The organism is Streptomyces sp. R41 (genome assembly GCF_041053055.1).
Classification (GTDB): domain Bacteria; phylum Actinomycetota; class Actinomycetes; order Streptomycetales; family Streptomycetaceae; genus Streptomyces.
Genome location: NZ_CP163443.1, coordinates 7,641,433 through 7,664,416 on the forward strand (window position 1 = coordinate 7,641,433; position 22,984 = coordinate 7,664,416).

18 protein-coding genes are annotated in these 22,984 nt (G+C 69.4%); 9 read left to right on the forward strand and 9 right to left on the reverse strand.

Going from position 1 to position 22,984, the window contains the following annotated elements; genetic code table 11:
* Window positions 1–30: 30 nt before the first annotated feature.
* The 6 genes from AB5J53_RS34890 to AB5J53_RS34915 all read right to left on the reverse strand — a co-directional run bounded on the left by AB5J53_RS34890 (window position 31) and on the right by AB5J53_RS34915 (window position 9,794).
* Window positions 31–1,044, reverse strand: coding sequence for an ABC transporter ATP-binding protein (locus AB5J53_RS34890; RefSeq protein WP_369249585.1), 1,014 nt, complete (start codon window positions 1,042–1,044; stop codon window positions 31–33).
* Window positions 1,041–2,018 (reverse strand): ABC transporter ATP-binding protein, encoded by a 978-nt coding sequence (locus AB5J53_RS34895; protein WP_369249586.1) that lies wholly within the window; start codon window positions 2,016–2,018, stop codon window positions 1,041–1,043. The genes AB5J53_RS34890 and AB5J53_RS34895 overlap by 4 nt, the downstream gene beginning before the upstream one ends.
* Window positions 2,015–2,953 carry an ABC transporter permease gene (locus tag AB5J53_RS34900; protein ID WP_369252644.1) on the reverse strand — a complete coding sequence of 313 codons (939 nt, stop codon included), beginning with the start codon at window positions 2,951–2,953 and terminating at the stop codon, window positions 2,015–2,017. Before AB5J53_RS34900 ends, AB5J53_RS34895 begins: the two co-directional genes overlap by 4 nt.
* 23 nt (window positions 2,954–2,976) lie before the next feature.
* On the reverse strand, window positions 2,977–4,044 hold the full coding sequence (locus AB5J53_RS34905) for an ABC transporter permease (RefSeq protein WP_189189082.1): 1,068 nt from the start codon (window positions 4,042–4,044) through the stop codon (window positions 2,977–2,979).
* A gap of 68 nt (window positions 4,045–4,112) precedes the next feature.
* Window positions 4,113–5,984, reverse strand: coding sequence for an ABC transporter substrate-binding protein (locus AB5J53_RS34910; protein WP_369249587.1), 1,872 nt, complete (start codon window positions 5,982–5,984; stop codon window positions 4,113–4,115).
* A gap of 315 nt (window positions 5,985–6,299) precedes the next feature.
* Window positions 6,300–9,794, reverse strand: coding sequence for an SCO5717 family growth-regulating ATPase (locus AB5J53_RS34915; RefSeq protein WP_369249588.1), 3,495 nt, complete (start codon window positions 9,792–9,794; stop codon window positions 6,300–6,302).
* A 420-nt stretch (window positions 9,795–10,214) separates the two neighbouring features.
* Here AB5J53_RS34915 and AB5J53_RS34920 point away from each other — a divergent pair, with 420 nt between their 5' ends.
* Complete coding sequence (locus AB5J53_RS34920; protein WP_369249589.1) at window positions 10,215–11,696, forward strand: PQQ-binding-like beta-propeller repeat protein; 1,482 nt, start codon at window positions 10,215–10,217, stop codon at window positions 11,694–11,696.
* 58 nt (window positions 11,697–11,754) lie between these two features.
* Here the strand turns inward: AB5J53_RS34920 and AB5J53_RS34925 are convergent, their stop codons facing one another.
* The gene (locus AB5J53_RS34925) at window positions 11,755–12,051 is read right to left on the reverse strand and encodes a DUF397 domain-containing protein (RefSeq protein ID WP_369249590.1); all 297 of its coding nucleotides are present in this window, start codon (window positions 12,049–12,051) and stop codon (window positions 11,755–11,757) included.
* A 265-nt stretch (window positions 12,052–12,316) separates the two neighbouring features.
* Here AB5J53_RS34925 and rpsO point away from each other — a divergent pair, with 265 nt between their 5' ends.
* The 5 genes from rpsO (at window position 12,317) to AB5J53_RS34950 (ending at window position 17,843) form a co-directional block, all read left to right on the forward strand.
* The gene (rpsO, locus tag AB5J53_RS34930; protein ID WP_033529274.1) at window positions 12,317–12,604 is read left to right on the forward strand and encodes a 30S ribosomal protein S15; all 288 of its coding nucleotides are present in this window, start codon (window positions 12,317–12,319) and stop codon (window positions 12,602–12,604) included.
* A 362-nt stretch (window positions 12,605–12,966) separates the two neighbouring features.
* Window positions 12,967–15,183: a polyribonucleotide nucleotidyltransferase gene (locus tag AB5J53_RS34935; protein ID WP_369249591.1), complete on the forward strand. Its 2,217-nt coding sequence runs from the start codon at window positions 12,967–12,969 to the stop codon at window positions 15,181–15,183.
* The gene (locus AB5J53_RS34940; RefSeq protein ID WP_369249592.1) at window positions 15,180–16,559 is read left to right on the forward strand and encodes a M16 family metallopeptidase; all 1,380 of its coding nucleotides are present in this window, start codon (window positions 15,180–15,182) and stop codon (window positions 16,557–16,559) included. The genes AB5J53_RS34935 and AB5J53_RS34940 overlap by 4 nt, the downstream gene beginning before the upstream one ends.
* A gap of 46 nt (window positions 16,560–16,605) precedes the next feature.
* Entirely contained in the window at window positions 16,606–17,358 is a 753-nt protein-coding gene (gene dapB / locus AB5J53_RS34945; protein ID WP_369249593.1) for a 4-hydroxy-tetrahydrodipicolinate reductase, read from the forward strand.
* Window positions 17,359–17,390: 32 nt separating this feature from the next.
* Complete coding sequence (locus AB5J53_RS34950) at window positions 17,391–17,843, forward strand: hypothetical protein (protein WP_369249594.1); 453 nt, start codon at window positions 17,391–17,393, stop codon at window positions 17,841–17,843.
* Window positions 17,844–17,937: 94 nt separating this feature from the next.
* Here AB5J53_RS34950 and AB5J53_RS34955 read toward each other — a convergent pair whose 3' ends face one another.
* Window positions 17,938–18,495, reverse strand: coding sequence for a hypothetical protein (locus AB5J53_RS34955; protein WP_369249595.1), 558 nt, complete (start codon window positions 18,493–18,495; stop codon window positions 17,938–17,940).
* A 121-nt stretch (window positions 18,496–18,616) separates the two neighbouring features.
* Window positions 18,617–18,856 (reverse strand): hypothetical protein, encoded by a 240-nt coding sequence (locus AB5J53_RS34960; protein ID WP_369249596.1) that lies wholly within the window; start codon window positions 18,854–18,856, stop codon window positions 18,617–18,619.
* Between the two features lie 243 nt (window positions 18,857–19,099).
* Between AB5J53_RS34960 and thyX the strand changes: the two genes are divergently transcribed.
* The 3 genes from thyX to AB5J53_RS34975 all read left to right on the forward strand — a co-directional run bounded on the left by thyX (window position 19,100) and on the right by AB5J53_RS34975 (window position 22,774).
* On the forward strand, window positions 19,100–19,840 hold the full coding sequence (thyX, locus tag AB5J53_RS34965) for an FAD-dependent thymidylate synthase (RefSeq protein WP_369249597.1): 741 nt from the start codon (window positions 19,100–19,102) through the stop codon (window positions 19,838–19,840).
* A gap of 210 nt (window positions 19,841–20,050) precedes the next feature.
* Complete coding sequence (dapA, locus tag AB5J53_RS34970; protein ID WP_369249598.1) at window positions 20,051–20,950, forward strand: 4-hydroxy-tetrahydrodipicolinate synthase; 900 nt, start codon at window positions 20,051–20,053, stop codon at window positions 20,948–20,950.
* A gap of 138 nt (window positions 20,951–21,088) precedes the next feature.
* Window positions 21,089–22,774, forward strand: a complete 1,686-nt coding sequence (locus tag AB5J53_RS34975) for a ribonuclease J (RefSeq protein WP_369249599.1) — start codon at window positions 21,089–21,091, stop codon at window positions 22,772–22,774.
* Window positions 22,775–22,984: the final 210 nt, after the last annotated feature.

Below are 22,984 nucleotides of genomic sequence, written 5' to 3' on the forward strand. Positions count from 1 at the left end.
GGAGCTGGTCACCAGCTCCGGGCGCCCCTCTCACGTAGTGACGCGCGCCCTCGCCCAGTGGCACGCCACCTGCGTCCCGCCGCCCCCGCCGAGCACCTCCAGATCCTGGCCCCGGCACGCGTCCGCGACGCCCGCCCGCTCCGCCTCCCCGCTCGCGAGGATCTGGCAGCGGGCGTGGAAGCGGCAACCGGCCGGGATGCGGGACGGGTCCGGGGGTTCGCCGGTCAGGACGACCGGATCGCCCGGAGCTTCGGGGAGCACGGACAACAGAGCCTGGGTGTACGGGTGTTGGGGTGCCGTCAGGACCTGTTCGACCTCGCCCGTCTCCACGATCCGGCCGAGGTACATCACCGCGACACGGTCGGCGATGTTCCAGGCCAGGCCCAGGTCGTGTGTCACCACCAGGGCGGACAGACCGAGTTCGGTGCGCAGCCGCAGGAGCAGGGCGAGGATCTCGCCGCGTACGGATGCGTCGAGGGAGGCCACCGGCTCGTCGGCGACGATGAGTTCGGGCTCCAGGACGAGCGCGCCCGCGATGACGACGCGCTGGCGCTGACCGCCGGACAGTTCGTGCGGGTAGCGGAGGAAGAAGCGTTCCGGGGGCCGGAGCCCGGCCCTGGAGAGGGCTTCCGCGACCGCCGCCCGCTCGTCGCCGCCGTACCCGTGAATGCGCAGGCCCTCGGCGACCGCGTCGTACACCGTGTGCCGGGGGTTGAGCGAGCCGCTGGGGTCCTGGAGGACCAGCTGGACGCGCTTGCGGTACGCCTTCAGTGCGCGTGAGGAGTAGTCGAGCGGCTTGCCGTCGAAGGTGACGCGGCCGCCGGTCGGTGGCACGAGGCCGAGGAGGGAGCGGGCGAGCGTGGTCTTGCCGCAGCCCGACTCACCGACCAGCGCGACGATCTCGCCGGGGCGGATGTCGAGGTCGACGCCGTCGACGGCACGGGCACGGGCGGCACCGTGACGGCCGGGGAAGGCGATGTGCAGTCCTTCGGCGCTCAGGAGCGGCGGTGTCCCCTCGGCGCCGAGAAGCGGTGGTGTCGTCATACGGTGCTCCTCGCGTCCGGGACCGGGGCCCCTACGTGCACACAGGCCGCCCACCGCTGCGCTCCCGCGTCCCGCAGCGACTGGTCCTCCGTCGCACACGACTCCAGCGCCACCGGACACCGGGGGTGGAACGTGCAGCCGGACGGCAGTGCCGACGGATCCGGCGGGTCGCCGGGCAGCCCGCGCGGCGCGAACCGCGATGCAGTGTCACCGATGCGCGGGAAGGCGGCCGACAGGGCCTTTCCGTAGGGGTGTTGAGCATCCTCGTACACCTGCTGGGCGGGGCCCTCCTCGACGACGCGGCCCGCGTACATCACCGCGAGCCGGTCGCAGGTGTCGGCAAGGACCGCGAGGTCATGACTGATCATCACGAGTCCCAACTCCTGCTCGCTGACGAGCTGTTCGATCAGGCGGAGGATCTGCGCCTGGATCATCACGTCGAGCGCCGTGGTGGGTTCGTCGGCGATCACCAGCTGCGGATCGCAGGCCAACGCCATGGCGATCATGACCCGTTGGCGCTGGCCGCCGGAGAGTTCGTGCGGGTAGGCGTCCGCGCGGGCGGCGGGCAGGCCGACATGTTCGAGCAGCTCGCCGGCCTTCTTCTTCGCGCCCGCCGGTGTCGCCTTCTTGTGCAGCAGGACCGGCTCGGCGATCTGGTCGCCGATGCGGTGCACGGCGTTGAGGGAGTGCATCGCACCCTGGAAGACGATCGAGGCGCCCGCCCAGCGGACGGCCCGCACCCGCCCCCATTTCATGGTCAGCACGTCTTCGCCGTCGAGCAGGATCTCCCCGCTCGTGCGGGTGCCCGCGGGCAGCAGCCGCAGCAGCGCGAGCGCCAGCGTGGACTTGCCGCAGCCGGATTCGCCGGCGATGCCGAGCTTCTGGCCCGCGTCGAGCGAGAGGTCCACACCGCGCACGGCGGCCGCCCCGCCCGCGTACGTCACTTCGAGGTTCCTGACCTCCAGGAGCGTCAACGTGCCACCCCCAGCTTCGGATTGAGAACCGACTCGACCGCACGCCCGCACAGCGTGAACGCCAGCGCGACCACCGCGATGGCGACTCCCGGCGGCACCAGATACCACCACTTGCCCGCGCTGACCGCGCCCGCCTCCCGGGCGTCCTGGAGCAGCCCGCCCCACGACACGACCGTCGGATCGCCCAGCCCGAGGAACGCGAGCGTCGCCTCGGCGAGGATCGCGGAGGAGATGATCAGGGTCGTCTGGGCCAGCACCAGCGGCATGACGTTGGGCAGGACATGGCGGGACATGATGTGCCAGTGCCCGCCGCCGAGCGCCTTGGCCCGCTCGATGTACGGCCGCGACTCGACCGCGAGGGTCTGCGCGCGCACCAGCCGGGCCGTCGTCGGCCAGGTCGTGACGCCGATCGCCAGGATGATCGTGCCGAGCGACCGGGTCATCACGGTCGCCAGCGCGATCGCGAGGACCAGCGTCGGCATGACCAGGAACCAGTCCGTGATCCGCATCATCACGGTCGCGTACCAGCCGCGGAAATGCCCGGCCGTGATCCCGATCAGCGCGCCGATCGCGACGGACAGCACGGCGGCGAGCAGTCCGACCAGTAGCGAGACCCGCGCGCCCCACACCACGAGCCCGAGCAGATCGCGCCCGAACTGGTCGGTGCCCAGCGGGAATTCGGCGCTCGGACTCTCCATGGGATTCCCTGGCGCGTTGGTCACGCTCTGCACGTCGGAGCCGACGGTCAGGGGCGCGGTCAGCGCGATGAGCGCGAAGAGACCGAGGGCGGCGAGCCCGAAGACGCCGGCCCGGTGGGTGCGGTACTGCTTCCAGAAGCGGGCGGCGGAGTGGCGGCGGCGCTGCCGGGCGAGAGCGCGGGGGCTCTTCGCCGTCGCCGGTGCGGCCTGCTCGGCCGCCGTGGATTCGGTTGTCATCGGCCCGTCCGACTCGGTCGTGGTCATCGGCCCACCCGGGGGTCCAGCAGCGGATAGATCAGATCGGCCAGCGTGTTCATCACGATCACCGCTGCCGCGAAGACGAAGAACAGCCCCTGCACCAGTGGCAGATCGGGCACGCTCAGCGCCTGGTAGAAGAGCCCGCCGAGGCCCGGCCAGGAGAAGACGGTCTCGACGAGGATCACACCGGCGACCGTCCGGCCGAGGTTGATGAAGATCAGCGTGACCGTCGGCAGCAGCGCGTTCGGCACGGCGTGCCGACGGCGTACGAGATCGTCCCGCAGGCCCTTCGCGCGGGCCGTCGTCAGATAGTCGCTGCCCATCTCGTCGAGCAGCGCCGAGCGCGTGACGAGCAGCGTCTGCCCGTACTCGACCGCGACCAGTGTCACCACCGGGAGGACGAGGTGGTGGGCGACATCGACGACGTACGCGAAGCCCTCCTTGCCCCCCGACTCCATGCCGCCGGTCGGGAAGAGGCCGGGGATCGGCCCCATGCCCACCGAGAAGACGATGATGAGCAGCAGCCCGAGCCAGAACGACGGAATCGAGTAAAGGGTCAGCGCCAGACCGGTGTTGAGCCGGTCGCTCAGCCCGCCGTTGCGCCACGCGGAGCGGGTGCCGATGAAGATACCGAGCGCGGTGTAGAGGACGAACGCCGTGCCCGTGAGCAGCAGGGTGTTCGGCAGGGCCTCGGTGATCTTGTCGATGACAGGGGCCCGGAACTGGTACGAGGTGCCGAGGTCGCCGGTGAGCGCCTTGCCGCAGTAGTCCGTGAACTGCTCCCACATCGGCAGGTCGAGCCCGAACTCCTTGCGATAGTTGGCGAGTTGCTCGGCGGACACCTGACGGCCGCCCGTCATGTACTTGACCGGGTCGCCGGGGATGAGACGGAACAGGAAGAAGCTGGTGACGAGGACGGCGAGCAGCGAGACGGCCGCGCCGCCCAACTTGCCCGCCACATACCGCAGATACGCGGTCCGGGTGCGTGCCCGTGGCCCGCGGACCGACGGCCCGGCCTCCGCCGGACCGCCGGTCGCCTCGACCAGCGAGGGTGTTGCCTCAGCGGTCATGAACTACTCATTCGCTCGTACGTCCATGGGGTGCCCCCAGGTCTTCTGGTTCGGGGCCGACGCGTGCGCTACTCACGGTCCTCGGCCGTCGAGCGGCGGCGCATCGTGAAGAACACCCCGACGCCCGCGAGGACGACGACGCCCGCGACGATGCCGATGATGACGCCCGTCGAGCTCGAACTGTCGGAGGACTCACCGGAGGACCCCGCCGGAACCGCCGACCACCAGCTCCAGTAACCGTCCTGGCCGTAGATGTTGCCCGCGGCCTTCGGCATCGTCTCGATCGACTTGATCTGGTCGGTGCGATAGGCCTCGACCGCGTTCGGGTACGCCATGACGTTCATGTACCCGGTGTCGTACAGCCGCGACTCCATCTGCTTGACGATGTCCGCCCGCTTGGCGGTGTCGTACTCGGCGAGCTGCTGGTCGTACAGCTCGTCGTACTTCTTGTCGCAGATGAAGTTGTCCGTCGCCCCGGTGTCCTTGGGGGTGGCGGGCAGCGCCGCGCAGGTGTGGATGGACAGCACGAAGTCGGGGTCCGGGTTGACGGACCAGCCGTCGAACGCGAGGTCGTACTTGCCCGCCAGCCACGGGTCGGTCACGTTGTCCAGGCAGTTGAGGGTGACACCGATACCGAGCTTGCCGAACCACTCCTTCAGGTACTGTCCGACCGCCTTGTCGTTCGGATCCGTGGCGTGACAGAGGATCCGGTAGTTGATCGGCTTGCCGTTCTTCTCGACGCGCTTGCCGTCGCCGTTCTTCTTGTAGCCCGCCTCGTCGAGGAGTTGGGCCGCCTTCGTCGGGTCGTACGACAGCTGCTGGCTCGCCGACGGCTTCCAGAAGTACGTCGAGAAGCGCGGCGGGATGTAGCCCTCGCCCTCGACGGCGTGTCCCTGGAAGACCTTGTCGATGAGGGTGTCGCGGTCGATCGCCATGAAGAGCGCCTGGCGCACCTTCTGGTCGAGCAGCGACCCGGCGCCGTCACCGAAGTGCTTGCCGTCCTTCGCCTGGGCGCCGGGGTTGGTGGCCAGGGCGTAGAAGCGGCGGCCGGGGGCGTCGTTGACCTTGATGTTCTGCTGGCTCTTGAGAGCGGCCGACTGAGCGGGCGTCAGGCCGGAGACGAACGACACCTCGCCCTTCTGCAGGGCCGCGACCGCCGCGTCACCGTCCTTGTAGTACTTGAAGACCAGTTCGTCGAACTTGGGCGCGCCGCGCCAGAAGCTCTTGTTGGGCTTCAGGCGTACGTAGCTGTCGGCCTTGTAGTCGGTGAGGACGAACGGCCCGTTGCCGACGATGGGGAAGTTCTTGTCGTTGTTGAACTTCGAGAAGTCGCCGACCTTCTCCCAGACGTGCTTGGGCACGATCGGCACGTCGAGCGCGGCCATCGTGGCCTGCGGCTTCTTCAGCTCGATCACGAGCTTGGTGGCGCTGGGCGCCGTGACCTTCTTGAAGTTGGCGACGAAGCTGCCGTTGGCGGTGGCGGCGCCCTCGTCGGTCATCATCTTGTTGAACGTCCACGCCGCGTCCTCGGCGGTGGCCTGGTGACCGTCCGACCACTTGGAGTTGGAGCGGATCGTGTAGGTCCAGGTCAGCTTGTCGGCGGACGGCTCCCACTTGGTGGCGAGGCCCGGGATCGCGTGGTTGTCCGCTGGGTCGTAGTTGGTCAAGTACTCGTACATGAGCCGGTGAATGCTCGTACTGACCAAGCGACTCGCCAGGAACGGGCTCAGCGAATCGACGCTCTGCGCGACCGCGACGGTGAGGACCTTCTTGCTCTCCTTGGCCTGCGCCTGCTGAGGTGCCGGGTTGAGCGGGGTCGCGAGACCGGCGGTGAGGGTGAGCGCGGCGGCGCCCGCGGCGGCGATGAGCCGGGGGAGCCGGGTCCCGGTCCTGAGACGGGGGCGCGGACGCCTTCTGTCGTGTTGATCTTGAGTGTTCATGGGTCGGTGACCTCGCGTCATCGCTCGCACGGGGATGGCTTGTTGAACTACTTGATCGGGTGACTGGTGACGCCGGCGGGATTGATCTGTGTGTCTATCAGCGGCGGTCTGCACGCGTCAACGGCGCGTGAACCCCATGTGGCCTGCGGAAATAACGAGTTGACGCGAATTTTTCGCTCATTGGTTCAGACCGGTGAAGCCCCCCAGGTGATGGCCTGACGGCTCGAAACGCCCATGGATACGCCAAGGGCCCGCACCGTGTGGAGACGGTGCGGGCCCGGGCGGTAATCGGCCCCTCGGAAGGGGCCGATCGGGTTACTGCTGAGGGGGTGCCGGCGGGGGTGGGGTCTGGCCCTGGTTCGGCCGATAGGGCTGCCCCGGTGCCGGCTGGCCCGGCTGGAACGGCTGTCCGGGCTGGGGCTGGGCCTGCGGGGGCTGCTGGGGGTAGGCCTGACCGGGCTGCGGATAGGGCTGGCCCGGCTGCGGGTAGGGCTGTCCGGGTTGGGCGTACGGCTGGCCGGGCTGCTGCGGGGCCTGCCCCGCAGCGGGCTGGCCGGGGACCGGCTGTCCCGGAGCGTACTGACCCGGCATCGGCGGGGCGGCCACCGGCGGCGGGTTGCCGTCGTTCGTCCACAGCCCGTGCGACTGCTGGTGCCGTGCGATGTCCTCGGCCACCATCGCGGACAGGTTGAAGTACGCCTCCCGCACCTTGGGCCGCATCATGTCGAGGTCGACCTCGGCGCCGGCCGCCAGGTGCTCGTCGAACGGCACGACCACGACACCGCGGCAGCGCGTCTCGAAGTGGCTGACGATGTCCTCCACCTTGATCATCTTGCCGGTCTCGCGCACCCCGGAGATGACGGTGATGGAGCGCGAGACGAGGTCCGCGTACCCGTGCGCCGACAGCCAGTCCAGCGTCGTACTGGCGCTGCTGGCGCCGTCGACCGAAGGCGTCGAGATGATGATGAGCTGGTCGGCGAGGTCGAGTACACCGCGCATGGCGCTGTACAGCAGACCCGTACCCGAGTCGGTCAGGATGATCGGGTACTGCTTGCCCAGGACGTCGATCGCGCGCCGGTAGTCCTCGTCGTTGAAGGTCGTGGACACGGCCGGGTCGACGTCGTTGGCGATGATCTCCAGCCCGGACGGGGCCTGGGAGGTGAACCGCCGGATGTCCATGTACGAGTTGAGGTACGGGATCGCCTGGACGAGGTCACGGATGGTGGCGCCGGTCTCGCGGCGCACCCGGCGGCCGAGCGTGCCCGCGTCCGGGTTGGCGTCGATCGCGAGGATCTTGTCCTGCCGCTCACTGGCGAGCGTGGCGCCGAGCGCGGTGGTCGTGGTCGTCTTGCCCACGCCGCCCTTGAGGCTGATCACGGCGATCCGGTAGCACGACAGCACCGGCGTCCGGATCAAGTCCAGCTTCCGCTGCCGCTCGGCCTCCTCCTTCTTCCCACCGAGCTTGAAGCGCGACGACGCCGCGGCCGGGCGACCGCTCTTGGCCTTCTGCTTCTTGTTGTTGAGCAGCCGGTCGGAGGAGAGCTCCACCGCGGCGGTGTACCCGAGGGGGGCCGCACCGGGGTTGGTGGGCTGACGCTGGTCGTGCCGCACGGGCTGCGGCCAGGCGGCTCCGGTACGGGGGTCGACGGGGGCGGCCGGCTGCCCGGGCTGCGGCTGAGCCTGCTGCGGGTACGGCGGGGCCACCTGCCCCGAGGGGAGCGGAGGCTGCGCCGGGGTGGGCGCGGCCGACTGCGTGGGGGCCGGGGGCGGCTGAGGGAGGTCGTAACCCGGCTGCGGCGCCGGGGCGTTGGGCGCCTGCGGCGGGAACCCGTACGCCTGCTGAGGGGCGGGAGCCTGCGGCGCCACCGGGTTCGCCGGGGGCGTCGTCGGCTGGGGGAATCCGTAACCCGGGCCCTGAGCGGGCGGGTTGGCCGGAGCAGGGGCACCGGGCTGCGGGAATCCGTAGCTGCCTTGCGGCGTGGGGTTCGGCGCCGGGGTGCTGGGCTGGGGGAAGCCGTAGCTCCCTTGCGGTGCCGGGGCCGGAGCCTCGGCGGCCGGAGTGGGTGCGGGCGTCGGAGCGGGGGCAGGGGTGCCGGGCTGCGGGAATCCGTAGCCGCCCTGTGGCGTGGGGTTCGGCGCCGGGGTGCCGTGTTGCGGGAACCCGTAACTCCCCTGCTGCACCGGAGCCGGAGGTCCCGCGTGCGGAGCCTGCGGCGGGGCCGGAACGGGGTTCTCGACGGCGGGCGGGGGTACGGGGACGGGCCCCTGCGCCGGGCCCGTGGAGACGGGCGCGCTGGGTGAGGCGGGCCAGGCCGGAGCCGGGGGCTGAGCCGTGGGCTGGGGCGCGGGCGGCTGGAAGGGCTGGCCGGGCTGCGGTGCGGGCAGGGGCGCGGGCGGTTGGAAGGGCTGGCCGGGCTGCGGTGCGGCCGGTTGGAAGGGCTGGCCCGGCGCCGGTGCGGGCGGCTGAGCCTGCGGCGGCACCTGCGCCTGCGCGGGCTCGGCAGCCACCGGCTCCGTGGAGGCGGGCCACTGGGCCGCGGGAGCGGGTGCCGCGGGCTGATAAGCGGGCGGCAACGGCGGCAGCCCACCCTGCGGCAGCGGCGGTGGAGCCCAGGCCGGGGGCGCGTCCTGCGCGGCCTCGGGTGCGTCCGGCCCGGCCGCGGGTACGGCGTCCTGAGGCTCACTGTCCTGGGGCACCGCGTCCTGGGGCACCAGGTCCCGAGGCTCGCTGTCCCGGGGCTCGGCATCCTCCGGCTCCGCGGTCGGCGAAGACACCGCATAGCTGGATTCGGCCTGCGGCGGCACCGCATCGCTGACGTCGTCCCGCGGCTCGGCGTCGCTGACCTCGTCGGCCGCATCCGCGGCGTCTGCGGCGTCTGCGACATCCACGGCATCCGCCGCACCGCCGTCGTCCGCGCGCCGCAGCTCCACGACGTCTGCGACGTTCCCCTCTGCAGAGGTATCGCTGGGCCCATCAGCGGAATCCGCACCGGGGGAGGCCACTTCGGCTTCGGCCGCGGCTGCTTCCTCCTCGACGTCCACGTCGTCGCCGCCCGAGGAAGCCTCCAGGGACTGGTACAGGGCTACGGGATCAGGCGCGGCCACGGGGTCAGGCTCGGCCTCGGCCTTGGTCTCGACGGGGGCCCCGGGCACGTTATGGGTCTCGGCCCCGCGCCCGGCCTCGACTTCGGCTTCCGCCGATGTCTCCGGCTCTGCCTCCGTCTCCTCCGACGCCGCAGCCGCCCGCTCCGCGATCTCACGCTTCAGCGCGACAGAGGAGATCCGCATGGTTGCGCCACTCTCCAAGTCCCCGTTCCCCGGCTCCGCTTCGTCAGCAGCGGCGACCGGCGCGACGGGCGCGACCGGAGGGACCGGCGCAGTCGGAGGAGCGGGAGGAGTCCACTGGGCCTGAAACCCACCCACGGGAAAGTTCGGCACAGCCGTCGGGCTGCCGGCGTCCGCGACAGGCGCCACGGCCGGAGCCTCCGGCTTCGCGGCCTCCGGCTCGAACCCACTACCAACGGGCAGCTTGGGCACCGCGACGGGACTTCCCACCGGAGGCGCGACAGGCGCCTCCGAGGCGGAAGCTCCCGCAGGCTCTGAGGCCGCCGAGGCGTCCGAAGTCCCCGAAACCGCCTCGGACTCCGAGTCCGCCTCACCCGAACTCCCCGACGCGTTCTGCGTGTACCAGGCAGGCGGCGCGTAGTCGATGGTGAACTCGCCCGTCGTCTCGACGGCGGACTCCGCGTCGGACTGGTCATCGCCGGGTGTGGCCCAGCCCCCGCGGATCCCGTCCCGATCGCTGTTCACAATTCCTCCTGGTGTGGTCGAGCACCCTCAAGCCGTGCCGGGGCGACCGTCTTCTTGTCGTCCGTAGACGCCCGTAGTCGTCCGAAGTCGTGCGAGGTCGTCCGAATTGACCCGGCTCCCCCTGGGACGCGGGCGGCCCGTTCCCGGGTTCTGGCGTCGCGCCCGGTCCCAGCCTAATCACCATGACTGTCACTACGGCAGGCCTGTCCACCCCACCGCGGCTGCCCGCTACGTCACACCCTGCCCAGAAGTGGCGTACGCACGCTCACTATTGAGCCCCAAAGCGGACAAACGAAGCCATCGAGACAGCCGCGTTGCCCCCTGCATGTACACGATCAAGAGGCATGCATAGTAGGGGGCTCCCCGTGACAGATCAGCTTTCACCGAACCGACCGGCCCTCACCGAAAGGACCCGAGCGCGTGAGCTTCGGCCCACCCCCGTCCCCGTACACCCAATCCGCGTTGACGGCGGACAGCGAGCGAAGAAAGCGCCGCACGAAACTGTTCGGCGTCGTGGCCGCCGTACTCGTCGTGGTGCTGTGCGCGGGCGGGTGGCTTCTGCTGTACGCGACCGGTGACGAAGCCCCGGCGAACAGCAAGCCGACGGCCGCCCCGCAGGCCCCGGACGAGATCAGGGAGACGGTCGAGAAACTGCCGAGCACGCCCGAGGGCAAGCTCGTCATCGACTTCGACGAGGAGAAGTTCAAGGACGACGAGACCCGGTACGCGCCGGGCACCTGGGCGACCGACACGATCTTCGCCAAGGGCATCAAGAACACCATCACGGGGTTCAAGTTCGGTGTGGACGAGGCGGCGTGGAGCATCAAGCTGGACGGCCACATCTGCGCGACGACCAAGCACGTCACCGCGGACGGCCGGACCGCCGTCGTCGTCCAGCCGTACAAGCGCAAGGGCACGAAGGACGCGGGTATCTGTGACGAGGTGGTGTTCTTCGACCTCGACACCGGCAAGAAGCTGTGGACCGCGACGCTGCCCGACGCGAAGACCGCGTATGTGACGAACACGAATCTCAGCATGGCGCGCGGCACGGTCGCGGTGGCGTGGGGCAACGGCTCCGTGGCCTACGACATGAGCGAGGGCAAGCAGCTCTGGAAGAGCACCGACGTCTCCACGTGCGAGGACGTCGGCTTCGCGGGCGGCCGCAGCCTGCTCGTCCTGCTCCGCTGCGGAGAGGAGTCCACGCACGCGTACCGGGTGCAGAAGATCGATCCGCGCACGGGCAAGCCGAAGTGGACGTACAAGCTCAAGGACGGCATCTCGGGCGTCTACCTGCCCTCCTCCGACCCGCCGGTGCTCGCCGTGGGGGCGGGGGACTACGGGGTGACCGACCTGATCACCCTCGACGACCAGGGCCGGCACAGCGCCACGATCTCCATGCGGGGCGGGCGCTTCGACCCCATGTGCGGTGACTCGTTCGACGGAACGCAGTACTTCGGAGTGATGGAGAACTGCTACGCGATGGTCGTGGGCAACGGTCAGATCTTCGTCGCGAGCAAGGCGGACGGCGACATCGACCAGGCGGAGAACTGGATCGCGGGCTTCGACGCGAAGACGGGCAAGACCCTGCGGAAGTTCGACGGACGGCCGATGCAGCCGCTGTGGCCCGTGAAGATGAACGGGGACAAGCTCCTGGTCTACCGGCCGAGCTCCGACGACATCGGCCCGGCCGCCATCGTGAGCATCGACCCCGCCACCGGCAAGGAGACACCGTTCCTCTTCTTCAACCTGCCGGACGACGCCTCACGCATGGAAACCCCCGAGTGGTCCGACATCCTCGTCGAACACGGCCGGGCGTTCTTCTCCCCCCGGCAGCTCTCGGCACCCGCCTCGTCCCCCGACGACCCGGTGACGGCCGCGGTGGGCATCGCCCCCGCGCACTGAGACGCTGAGGGCCGACGCGGACATGTCCGCGTCGGCCCCTGCCGTTCCCGCTCTGCGGCTACTCCGCCGCGAGCCCGCCATTGTGCGGCGCCGGCTCCAGGTCGAACTCCCCGTCCCGGGCCCCGAGGACGAAGGCCCGCCACTCGGCCTCCGTGTACCTGAGGACCGTGTCCGGGTCGAGGGACGAACGCATGGCCACCGCACCCTCGGGCAGATACGCGATCTCGACCCGCTCCTCGTGCTGCTCCGTGCCCGGCGCGCTGTGCCATTCGACGCCCGAGATGTCGAGGGCGTAGAGCTCGTCCTTCTCCCGCTCCTTGCGCGCCTTGACGTCCTTGTCCGCTTCCTCGGCCATGTTCCGGCGGCCCCTTCCCCACGTACGAATGAGCTGTGCGGTCACCCTAGTGGCCTGGTCCGCGCCGTTCGGCAGCTTCGCGGACCCGGACGGACGCGTCCGCCCAGGCTGGTACGCTGTGTGACGGCCGTTCGTGTACGCACCCCCGGAGCTCACCGCTCTGGAGGCCGCGCCCAGCGGATCCCCGCCTCCCGAGTAACGGAAGCTCCCCTGAGATGTGGACCAGGGGCACTCGGTGGCACACATGTGACTACGAGGAGTACGCGTGTCGCTCGACGCCGCTACGAAGAAGCAGATCATCAGCGAGTTCGGTACCAAGGAGGGCGACACCGGCTCCCCCGAGGTCCAGGTTGCCATGCTTTCGCGCCGGATCTCGGACCTGACCGAGCACCTCAAGACCCACAAGCACGACCACCACTCCCGTCGTGGTCTGCTGATCCTGGTCGGTCAGCGTCGCCGCCTGCTGCAGTACCTGGCCAAGAAGGACATCCAGCGCTTCCGTACGCTGGTCGACCGCCTGGGCATCCGCCGCGGTGCGGCGGGCGCCAAGTAAGACGCCGTGAAGGGAGCGGTTCCCACTTCTTTGGGAGCCGCTCCTTTTGCTGTATGTGCTGCTGCACGTCTCTGTACGTGCGGAGTGTCACTGACGCTTTGTAGTGTGGTAGCACAACGCAATACGCAGGACACAGCATGTACGACACAGCGTGATGACGCCGTACCCGCCGGGTAGGGCCCCTCACGTCAACGAACGAGGAGAAGCGCACCTCGCCGCCGCCGGTCCTCGGTAGTGGCCCCCGGGGGATTGCGAGCCCCGGGTGCTTCGATCGAAGACCGGCCCGCACCAGAAGGAGCGCTCTCCGCCACCGTCCCCCTGCCACACGGGCAGGACGGGACGAAGACGAGGAGATATCGCTAGTGGAGAACGAGACCCACTACGCCGAGGCCGTTATCGACAACGGATCCTTCGGCACCCGCACCATCCGCTTCGAGACGGGCCGCCTGGCCAAGCAGGCCGCCGGCTCCGCCGTGGCGTACCTGGACGACGACACCATGGTGCTGTCGGCCACCAGCGCTTCCAAGAAGCCCAAGGACCAGCTCGACTTCTTCCCCCTCACGGTGGACGTCGAGGAGCGGATGTACGCCGCCGGCAAGATCCCCGGCAGCTTCTTCCGCCGCGAGGGCCGTCCCTCCGAGGACGCCGTCCTCACCTGTCGTCTGATCGACCGCCCGCTGCGCCCGTCCTTCAAGAAGGGCCTGCGCAACGAGATCCAGGTCGTCGCCACGATCATGGCCCTCAACCCCGACCACCTGTACGACGTCGTGGCGATCAACGCCGCCTCCGCGTCCACGCAGCTGGCCGGTCTGCCCTTCTCCGGCCCGGTCGGCGGCGTCCGCGTCGCGCTGATCAACGGCCAGTGGGTCGCCTTCCCGACGCACACCGAGCTCGAGGACGCCGTCTTCGACATGGTGGTCGCCGGTCGCGTCCTGGAGGACGGCGACGTCGCGATCATGATGGTCGAGGCCGAGGCCACCGACAAGACCATCCAGCTGGTCGCGGGCGGCGCCGAGGCACCGACCGAGGAGGTCGTCGCCGCCGGTCTCGAGGCCGCGAAGCCGTTCATCAAGGTCCTGTGCAAGGCGCAGTCGGACCTCGCCGCGAAGGCCGCCAAGCCGACCGCCGAGTTCCCGATCTTCCTCGACTACGAGGACGACGTCCTGGAGGCCCTGACCGCCGCGGTCAAGAGCGAGCTCGCCCAGGCGCTCACCATCGCCGGCAAGCAGGACCGCGAGGCCGAGCTGGACCGCGTCAAGGAGATCGCCGCCGAGAAGCTGCTCCCGCAGTTCGAGGGCCGCGAGAAGGAGATCTCCGCCGCGTACCGTGCGCTGACCAAGAAGCTGGTCCGCGAGCGCGTCATCAAGGACAAGGTCCGCATCGACGGCCGCGGCGTCACGGACATCCGTACGCTCGCCGCCGAGGTCGAGGCCATCCCGCGCGTGCACGGCTCGGCGCTGTTCGAGCGTGGCGAGACCCAGATCCTGGGCGTCACCACCCTCAACATGCTCCGCATGGAGCAGCAGCTGGACACCCTCTCCCCGGTGACCCGCAAGCGCTACATGCACAACTACAACTTCCCGCCGTACTCCGTCGGTGAGACCGGTCGCGTCGGCTCCCCGAAGCGCCGCGAGATCGGCCACGGCGCGCTCGCCGAGCGCGCGATCGTGCCGGTCCTGCCGACCCGCGAGGAGTTCCCCTACGCGATCCGTCAGGTGTCCGAGGCCCTCGGCTCCAACGGTTCGACGTCGATGGGCTCGGTCTGCGCCTCCACCATGTCGCTGCTGAACGCCGGTGTGCCGCTGAAGGCCCCCGTCGCCGGTATCGCCATGGGTCTGATCTCCCAGGAGATCGACGGCCAGACGCACTACGTCGCCCTCACGGACATCCTCGGTGCGGAGGACGCCTTCGGCGACATGGACTTCAAGGTCGCCGGCACCAAGGAGTTCGTGACCGCACTCCAGCTCGACACCAAGCTGGATGGCATCCCGGCCTCCGTCCTGGCCGCGGCCCTCAAGCAGGCCCGCGACGCCCGCCTCCACATCCTCGACGTGATGATGGAAGCGATCGACACGCCGGACGAGATGTCCCCGAACGCTCCGCGGATCATCACCGTCAAGATCCCCGTGGACAAGATCGGTGAGGTCATCGGCCCCAAGGGCAAGATGATCAACCAGATCCAGGAGGACACCGGCGCCGACATCACGATCGAGGACGACGGCACCATCTACATCGGTGCCGCCCAGGGCTCGCAGGCCGAGGCCGCGCGCGCCACGATCAACTCGATCGCCAACCCGACCATGCCGGAGGTCGGCGAGCGCTACCTGGGCACCGTCGTGAAGACGACGACCTTCGGCGCGTTCGTGTCGCTGCTCCCGGGCAAGGACGGTCTGCTGCACATCTCGCAGATCCGCAAGCTCGCCGGCGGCAAGCGCGTGGAGAACGTCGAGGACGTACTTGGTGTGGGCTCCAAGGTCCAGGTCGAGATCGCCGAGATCGACTCCCGCGGCAAGCTCTCCCTGATCCCCGTGATCGAGGGCGAAGAGGGCGACGACAAGAAGGACGACACCGACAAGTGACGTCGAGTAGCTCCACGGCGACGGCCCGCACCTCTTCGGAGGCGCGGGCCGTCGCCCGTACCCAAACCCTCATCAAGGGCCAGAACGGCATCGGTACGGTCCGCAAGACGACCCTCCCCGGCGGCCTGCGCATCGTCACCGAGACCCTGCCCTCCGTACGCTCCGCCACCTTCGGCATCTGGGCGCACGTCGGCTCCCGCGACGAGACCCCGACGCTGAACGGCGCCACGCACTACCTGGAGCACCTGCTCTTCAAGGGCACGTCGCGTCGTAGCGCGCTGGACATCTCCTCGGCGATCGACGCGGTCGGCGGCGAGATGAACGCGTTCACGGCGAAGGAGTACACGTGCTACTACGCGCGCGTGCTCGACACCGACCTGCCGCTGGCCATCGACGTCGTCTGCGACATGCTGACGGGCTCGCTCATCCTCGAAGAGGACGTGAACGTCGAGCGTGGCGCGATCCTCGAAGAGATCGCGATGACCGAGGACGACCCGGGCGACTGTGTGCACGACCTGTTCGCGCACACCATGTTCGGCGACAACGCCCTGGGCCGCCCGGTCCTGGGCACGGTCGACACGGTCAACGCCCTCACCGCGGACCGCATCCGCCGCTTCTACAAGAAGCACTACGACCCGACGCACCTGGTCGTGGCCTGCGCGGGCAACGTCGACCACAACAAGGTCGTACGCCAGGTCCGTGCCGCCTTCGAGAAGGCGGGCGCCCTGCGCGGCCCCGACGCCATCCCGCTCGCCCCGCGCGACGGTCGTCGCGCCATCCGCACCGCGGGCCGCGTCGAGCTCCTCGGCCGCAAGACCGAGCAGGCCCACATCGTCCTCGGCATGCCGGGCCTGGCCCGCACGGACGACCGCCGCTGGGCGCTGGGAGTCCTGAACACCGCCCTCGGCGGCGGCATGTCCTCCCGCCTCTTCCAGGAGGTCCGCGAGAAGCGCGGCCTGGCCTACAGCGTGTACTCGTACACCTCGGGCTTCGCCGACTGCGGACTCTTCGGCGTCTACGCGGGCTGCCGCCCGAGCCAGGTCCACGACGTGCTGGGGCTCTGCCGCGACGAGCTCGACCAGGTCGCCGAGCACGGTCTGTCGGACGACGAGATCGGCCGCGCCATCGGCCAGCTCCAGGGCTCCACCGTCCTCGGCCTCGAGGACACCGGCGCGCTGATGAACCGTATCGGCAAGAGCGAGCTGTGCTGGGGCGAGCAGATGTCCGTCGACGACATGCTGGCCCGGATAGCGTCGGTCACCCCGGACGAGGTCCGCTCGGTCGCCCGCGACATCCTGGGACAGCGGCCCTCGCTGTCGGTCATCGGCCCGCTCAAGGACAAGCAGGCGTCCCGTCTGCACGACGCGGTCGCGTAAGTCCTGTCTGCAAGGTCTCTGCAAGGTCTCTGTAAGGAACGAAGCAATGAGCAAGCTGCGCGTGGCGGTCCTCGGTGCCAAGGGCCGGATCGGATCCGAGGCGGTACGAGCCGTCGACGCCGCCGAGGACATGGAGCTGGTGGCCGCGCTCGGCCGGGGCGACAAGCTGGAGACTCTGGTCGAGGCCGGTGCCCAGGTCGTCGTCGAACTGACCACGCCGGCCTCGGTCATGGGCAACCTCGACTTCTGCGTACGGCACGGCATCCACGCCGTGGTCGGTACGACGGGATGGACCGACGAGCGCCTCGCGCAGCTCGACACCTCGCTGGCCGCCTCGCCCGAGACGGGCGTGCTCATCGCCCCGAACTTCTCCATCGGCGCCGTACTGACCATGAAGTTCGCCGAGGTGGCCGCGCCGTACTTCGAGTCCGTCGAGGTCGTCGAGCTGCACCACCCGAACAAGGTGGACGCCCCCAGCGGTACCGCCACGCGCACCGCGCAGCTCATCGCCGCGGCCCGGGAGCGCGCGGGCAGCGCCCCGCAGCCCGATGCCACGGTGACGGCCCTGGACGGCGCCCGCGGCGCGAGCGTCGACGGCGTCCCCGTGCACGCGGTCCGCCTGCGCGGGCTGCTGGCCCACCAGGAGGTGCTGCTCGGCGGCGAGGGCGAGACCCTCACCATCCGCCACGACTCCCTCCACCACAGCAGCTTCATGCCGGGCATCCTGCTCGGCGTACGCCGCGTGGTGACCACGCCGGGCCTCACCTTCGGCCTGGAAAATTTCCTGGACCTCGGCTGAGCCGAGGGACGTACAACAGATAGCCGGCAGACATGCGCGCGAAGATCACCTACGCCGTCACGGCCGCCGTCCTGGTCGTCTATTTCGTCCTGGTCGGCAGCCGCGGCGTCCTGCTCATCCAGAACGGCACCCTGATCACCGTCACCTTCGGTGTAGCGGTGCTGATCCTGCCGGTCATCGGCCTCTGGTTCCTCTGGAAGAACACCCAGTTCGTCCGGAAGGCCAACCGCCTCGCCGCCGAGCTGGACGCCGAAGGCGGCCTGCCCGTCGACGAGTTGCGGCGCACCGCCGGTGGCCGCATCGACCGTGATTCGGCCGACGAGGTCTTCGCCAAGCGCAAGACCGAGACCGAGGACGCCCCGGACGACTGGCGCAGCTGGTTCCGCCTCGCGATCGCCTACCACGACGCCCGCGACACCCCGCGCGCCCGCAGGGCGATGCAGCGAGCCATCGCCCTGCGCGAGGGCAGGTCCCTGGAGGCCTGAGGGTCGTACACAGCTCAGTGGTACGCACACGAGAGGGCCGGTCCGCGCGCTGCGGACCGGCCCTCTCGTCGTGCCGTGGAAGGCGTACGGGGTCTCAGCCCCGCCGGTACTCGTCCGCCCACACCTCGATGGCGTCCGCAGCGCGGTCGAAGGCCTCCATACGCCCCAGGAAGTCGGCGTTGTGCGTGGTCAGCAGCGGCGGCACGTCCTCCGGCGCACGAGCCTTGCGTACGAGGACCAGCGCCTGTCCCTGGACGGTGCGCGGCAGCCCGAGCCAGCGCACGGGCTGCTGCACGGTCCGCACCGTGACGACCCGCTCCCACGGTGTCGTGCTCGTGAGGAAGAAGCCCACCCGGCGCAGCCCTCGCGCACTCACCCACACGCCCACGCGCAGCAGCCGCAGCGCGCAGAGTATGGCGACCGTGGCCCCGCCCAGACAGGCCGCGGCGGCGGGCAGGGTCCCGGCGACCGCGATGACCACCGCGGCGACGAGCACATACGAGGCGAGCAGCAGGACGAGCGCGGCCGCGCCCACCCGGCAGGGCCCGGGCCGGTAGGGACGCCGCCAGCGGTCACGGTCGTCGTAGGGCAGCGCGAGATCGTCCGCCGTCTCGTCAAAGGCGCGGTCCGCCGTCAGGAAGGGCAGGGGCACGACTGATCCTCACTCAATCCACGCACGGGCTGTGCCCGGTGAGGTTATCGAGCCGGGTGCGTGCTCACCACCCGTGGGGGGCCATGGGGGTGCCCCACGCCATGTGGACAGTGGGGGAGAGTCAGCGGCCGTTCGACGCCTCGGAATGCTGCGTCGTCGCAGGTGACTGATCCTGGGACAGGGCGGGCATGCCGAGGACCAGGGAGCCGGCGAGCCCCGCGATCACGGTGAGGCCGATGAGCCACCGACCGGCTATCTGTCCGGCGGACGCACGCTCGCGGGGTGGGGGAGTGACATTGCTGCGGAACTTGTCGGCTTCGGCGATGAAGGCGAACGGAACAGGCTCGCGCCGACGGAACATGGGGGTTGCTTCTCCTCTGGAGACTCGTAGGGGTGCACGGATCCGGAGCCCGGCGACCGGCGACTCGAACGGAGTCGCCGTCACCAATACAGACGAGCGAATGCCCCAAGAGGTGCCCAGAATCACCGAATTCGCAGAAGTTCGCCGATGAATGTCGCGGCAAGGTACCGAACGCCCCGTTGTCAGTGCCGGGCCGTAGAGTGGGCGCCGCCCGAGCCTGTGATGGGAAGGACCCTCCGAACCGTGACCGACACCCCCGCCGACGACCTCAAGCCCAGCTTCCGCAGCGATGTCACCGTCGAGCTGATCAAGCACACCGCGTCCGACGCCGATGTGCTGTTCGCCGCCCGTGTCTCCACCGCCGGGGAGCAGTCCCTGGACGAGCTGAAGAAGGACCCGGAGCGTTCCAAGGGCCTGATCAACTACCTGATGCGGGACCGGCACGGCAGCCCCTTCGAGCACAACTCGATGACGTTCTTCGTCAGCGCACCGATCTTTGTCTTCCGCGAGTTCATGCGGCACCGCGTGGGCTGGTCGTACAACGAGGAATCGGGCCGGTACAGGGAGCTCCAGCCCGTCTTCTACGTGCCGGACGAGTCCCGCAAGCTGGTCCAGGAGGGCCGCCCCGGCAAGTACGTCTTCGTCGAGGGCACCCAGGCCCAGCAGGAGCTCACGGGCCGTGTGATGGAGGACTCCTACCGACAGGCGTACGAGGCGTACCAGGAAATGCTCGCGGCCGGCGTAGCCCGTGAGGTGGCCCGCGCCGTCCTCCCGGTCGGCCTCTTCTCGTCGATGTACGCGACGTGCAACGCCCGCTCGCTGATGCACTTCCTCGGCCTGCGTACCCAGCACGAGCTGGCGAAGGTCCCGTCCTTCCCGCAGCGCGAGATCGAGATGGTCGGGGAGAAGATGGAGGCGGAGTGGGCCAGGCTGATGCCGCTCACGCATGCGGCCTTCAACGCCAACGGGCGCGTGGCGCCGTAGCGAGCCTCCGCACGCCATCCGGCACAGATGTACGGATCAACCGAGCGAAGTGTCCGTATTGCGGCATTTCGAGAAGTTCATCTAGCCTGATCAAACGGACCCGGCACTGCTTGAACCCCCGAGCAGGCAGTGCCGGGTTCCACCTTTGTCCCGACTTGTCGCCAGCCCCGAGGGCAGACCCCGCGTTGAGCAGCGAGTAGCGTGTTACCCATGGCTCCGACCTCCACTCCGCAGACCCCCTTCGGGCGGGTCCTCACCGCCATGGTCACGCCTTTCACGGCGGACGGCGCACTCGACCTCGACGGCGCTCAGCGGCTCGCCACCCACCTGGTGGACGCAGGCAACGACGGCCTGATCATCAACGGCACCACCGGTGAGTCCCCGACCACCAGCGACGCGGAGAAATCGGATCTCGTACGAGCTGTACTGGAGGCGGTCGGCGACCGCGCCCACATCGTCGCCGGCGTCGGCACGAACGACACCCACCACAGCATCGAGCTCGCCCGCGCCGCCGAGAAGACCGGCGCGCACGGCCTGCTCACCGTGACGCCGTACTACAACAAGCCCCCGCAGGAGGGCCTGTACCGGCACTTCACGGCCATCGCCGACGCGACCGAACTGCCGGTGATGCTCTACGACATCCCCGGCCGCAGCGGCGTACCGATCAACACCGAAACCCTGGTGCGCCTGGCCGCGCACCCGCGTATCGTCGCCAACAAGGACGCCAAGGGAGACCTCGGCCGTGCCAGCTGGGCCATCGCCCGCTCCGGCCTCGCCTGGTACTCCGGCGACGACATGCTGAACCTGCCGCTGCTCTCCGTGGGCGCGGTCGGCTTCGTCTCCGTCGTGGGCCACGTCGTCACCCCTGAGCTGCGCGCCATGCTCGACGCGTACGTCTCGGGCGACGTCCAGAAGGCCACCGAGATCCACCAGAAGCTGCTCCCCGTCTTCACCGGCATGTTCCGCACCCAGGGCGTCATGACGACCAAGGCGGCGCTCACCCTCCAGGGCCTGCCCGCCGGACCGCTGCGCGCCCCGATGGTCGAGCTGTCGCCCGAGGAGACCGCCCAGCTCAAGATCGATCTTGCCGCGGGCGGGGTAGAGCTCTAACCACAGACTTCACAACTGAATACGTACGACCACGCAGGCCATCGGGCCTGCACCCCACACAGACAACTGCTACTGCACGAACGTCACGCGCGCCACGTGCCTTGCCAGGTACGTGGCGCGCGTGGTGAGGAGAGTCTTTTGAGTCATCCGCATCCTGAACTCGGCGCTCCGCCGGTGCTCCCGAAGGGTGGCCTGCGCGTCACCCCGCTCGGCGGCCTCGGTGAAATCGGCCGAAACATGACGGTCTTCGAATACGACGGCCGCCTGCTGATCGTCGACTGCGGAGTGCTCTTCCCCGAGGAGGAGCAGCCCGGAATCGACCTGATCCTGCCGGACTTCACGTCCATCAGGGACCGCCTCGACGACATCGAGGGCATCGTCCTCACCCATGGCCACGAGGACCACATCGGCGGCGTCCCCTACCTCCTGCGGGAGAAGGCGGACATCCCGCTGATCGGCTCCAAGCTGACCCTCGCCCTGATCGAGGCGAAGCTCCAGGAGCACCGCATCCGCCCGTACACGCTCGAGGTGGCCGAGGGCCAGCGCGAGCGCATCGGCCCCTTCGACTGCGAGTTCGTCGCGGTCAACCACTCCATCCCGGACGCCCTGGCGGTCGCCATCCGCACCCCCGCGGGCATGGCGGTGCACACCGGCGACTTCAAGATGGACCAGCTCCCGCTGGACGGCCGTCTCACGGACCTGCACGCGTTCGCACGGCTGAGCGAGGAGGGCATCGACCTCCTTCTCTCGGACTCGACGAACGCCGAGGTCCCAGGCTTCGTCCCGCCCGAGCGCGACATCTCGAACGTGCTGCGCCAGGTCTTCGCCGGCGCCAGCAAGCGGATCATCGTGGCGAGCTTCGCCAGCCACGTCCACCGCATCCAGCAGATCCTGGACGCGGCCCATGAGTACGGCCGCCGGGTCGCCTTCGTCGGCCGCTCGATGGTCCGCAACATGGGCATCGCACGGGATCTCGGCTACCTGAAGGTCCCGCCGGGCCTGGTGGTGGACGTCAAGACGCTGGACGACCTCCCGGAGCACGAGATCGTGCTCGTCTGCACGGGCTCACAGGGCGAACCGATGGCTGCGCTCTCCCGGATGGCGAACCGCGACCACCAGATCCGCATCGTCCAGGGCGACACAGTGATCCTGGCCTCGTCACTCATCCCGGGCAACGAGAACGCGGTCTACCGCGTCATCAACGGCCTGACCCGCTGGGGCGCGAACGTCGTCCACAAGGGCAACGCCAAGGTGCACGTCTCCGGCCACGCCTCCGCGGGCGAGCTGCTGTACTTCTACAACATCTGCAAGCCGCGCAACCTGATGCCGGTCCACGGCGAATGGCGCCATCTGCGCGCCAACGCCGAGCTCGGCGCTCTCACCAACATCCCGCACGACCGCATCGTCATCGCCGAGGACGGCGTCGTCGTCGACCTCGTCGGGGGCAAGGCCAGGATCTCCGGCAAGGTCCAGGCGGGATATGTGTACGTCGACGGCCTCTCGGTCGGCGACGTCGGCGAGCCCGCGCTCAAGGACCGCAAGATCCTCGGCGACGAGGGCATCATCTCGGTCTTCGTCGTGGTGGACTCCAGCACCGGCAAGATCACGGGTGGCCCGCACGTGCACGCCCGAGGTTCAGGCATCGACGACTCCGCCTTCGCCGACGTCATCCCGAGGATCACGGAGGTCCTGGAGCGTTCGGCCCAGGACGGCGTGGTCGAGCCCCACCAGCTGCAGCAACTCATCCGCCGCACGCTGGGCAAGTGGGTGTCGGACAACTACCGCCGACGCCCGATGATCCTGCCGGTCGTCGTCGAGGTCTGACCCCCTCGCACGCGCCAACCCGGAGCGGGGCGCCTCGATTTGCATCGAGGCGCCCCGCTCCAGTACGTTTACGGCTCCGCCCGAACGGGAACCCAGCACAACTGCGTGCCAGGACACCCCGAGCGGGACGGAAATTCCGACTCAGAATCTCTGATAAAGTCGGAGCCGCCGGAAAGGGAAACGCGAAAGCGGAAACCTGGAAAGCACCGA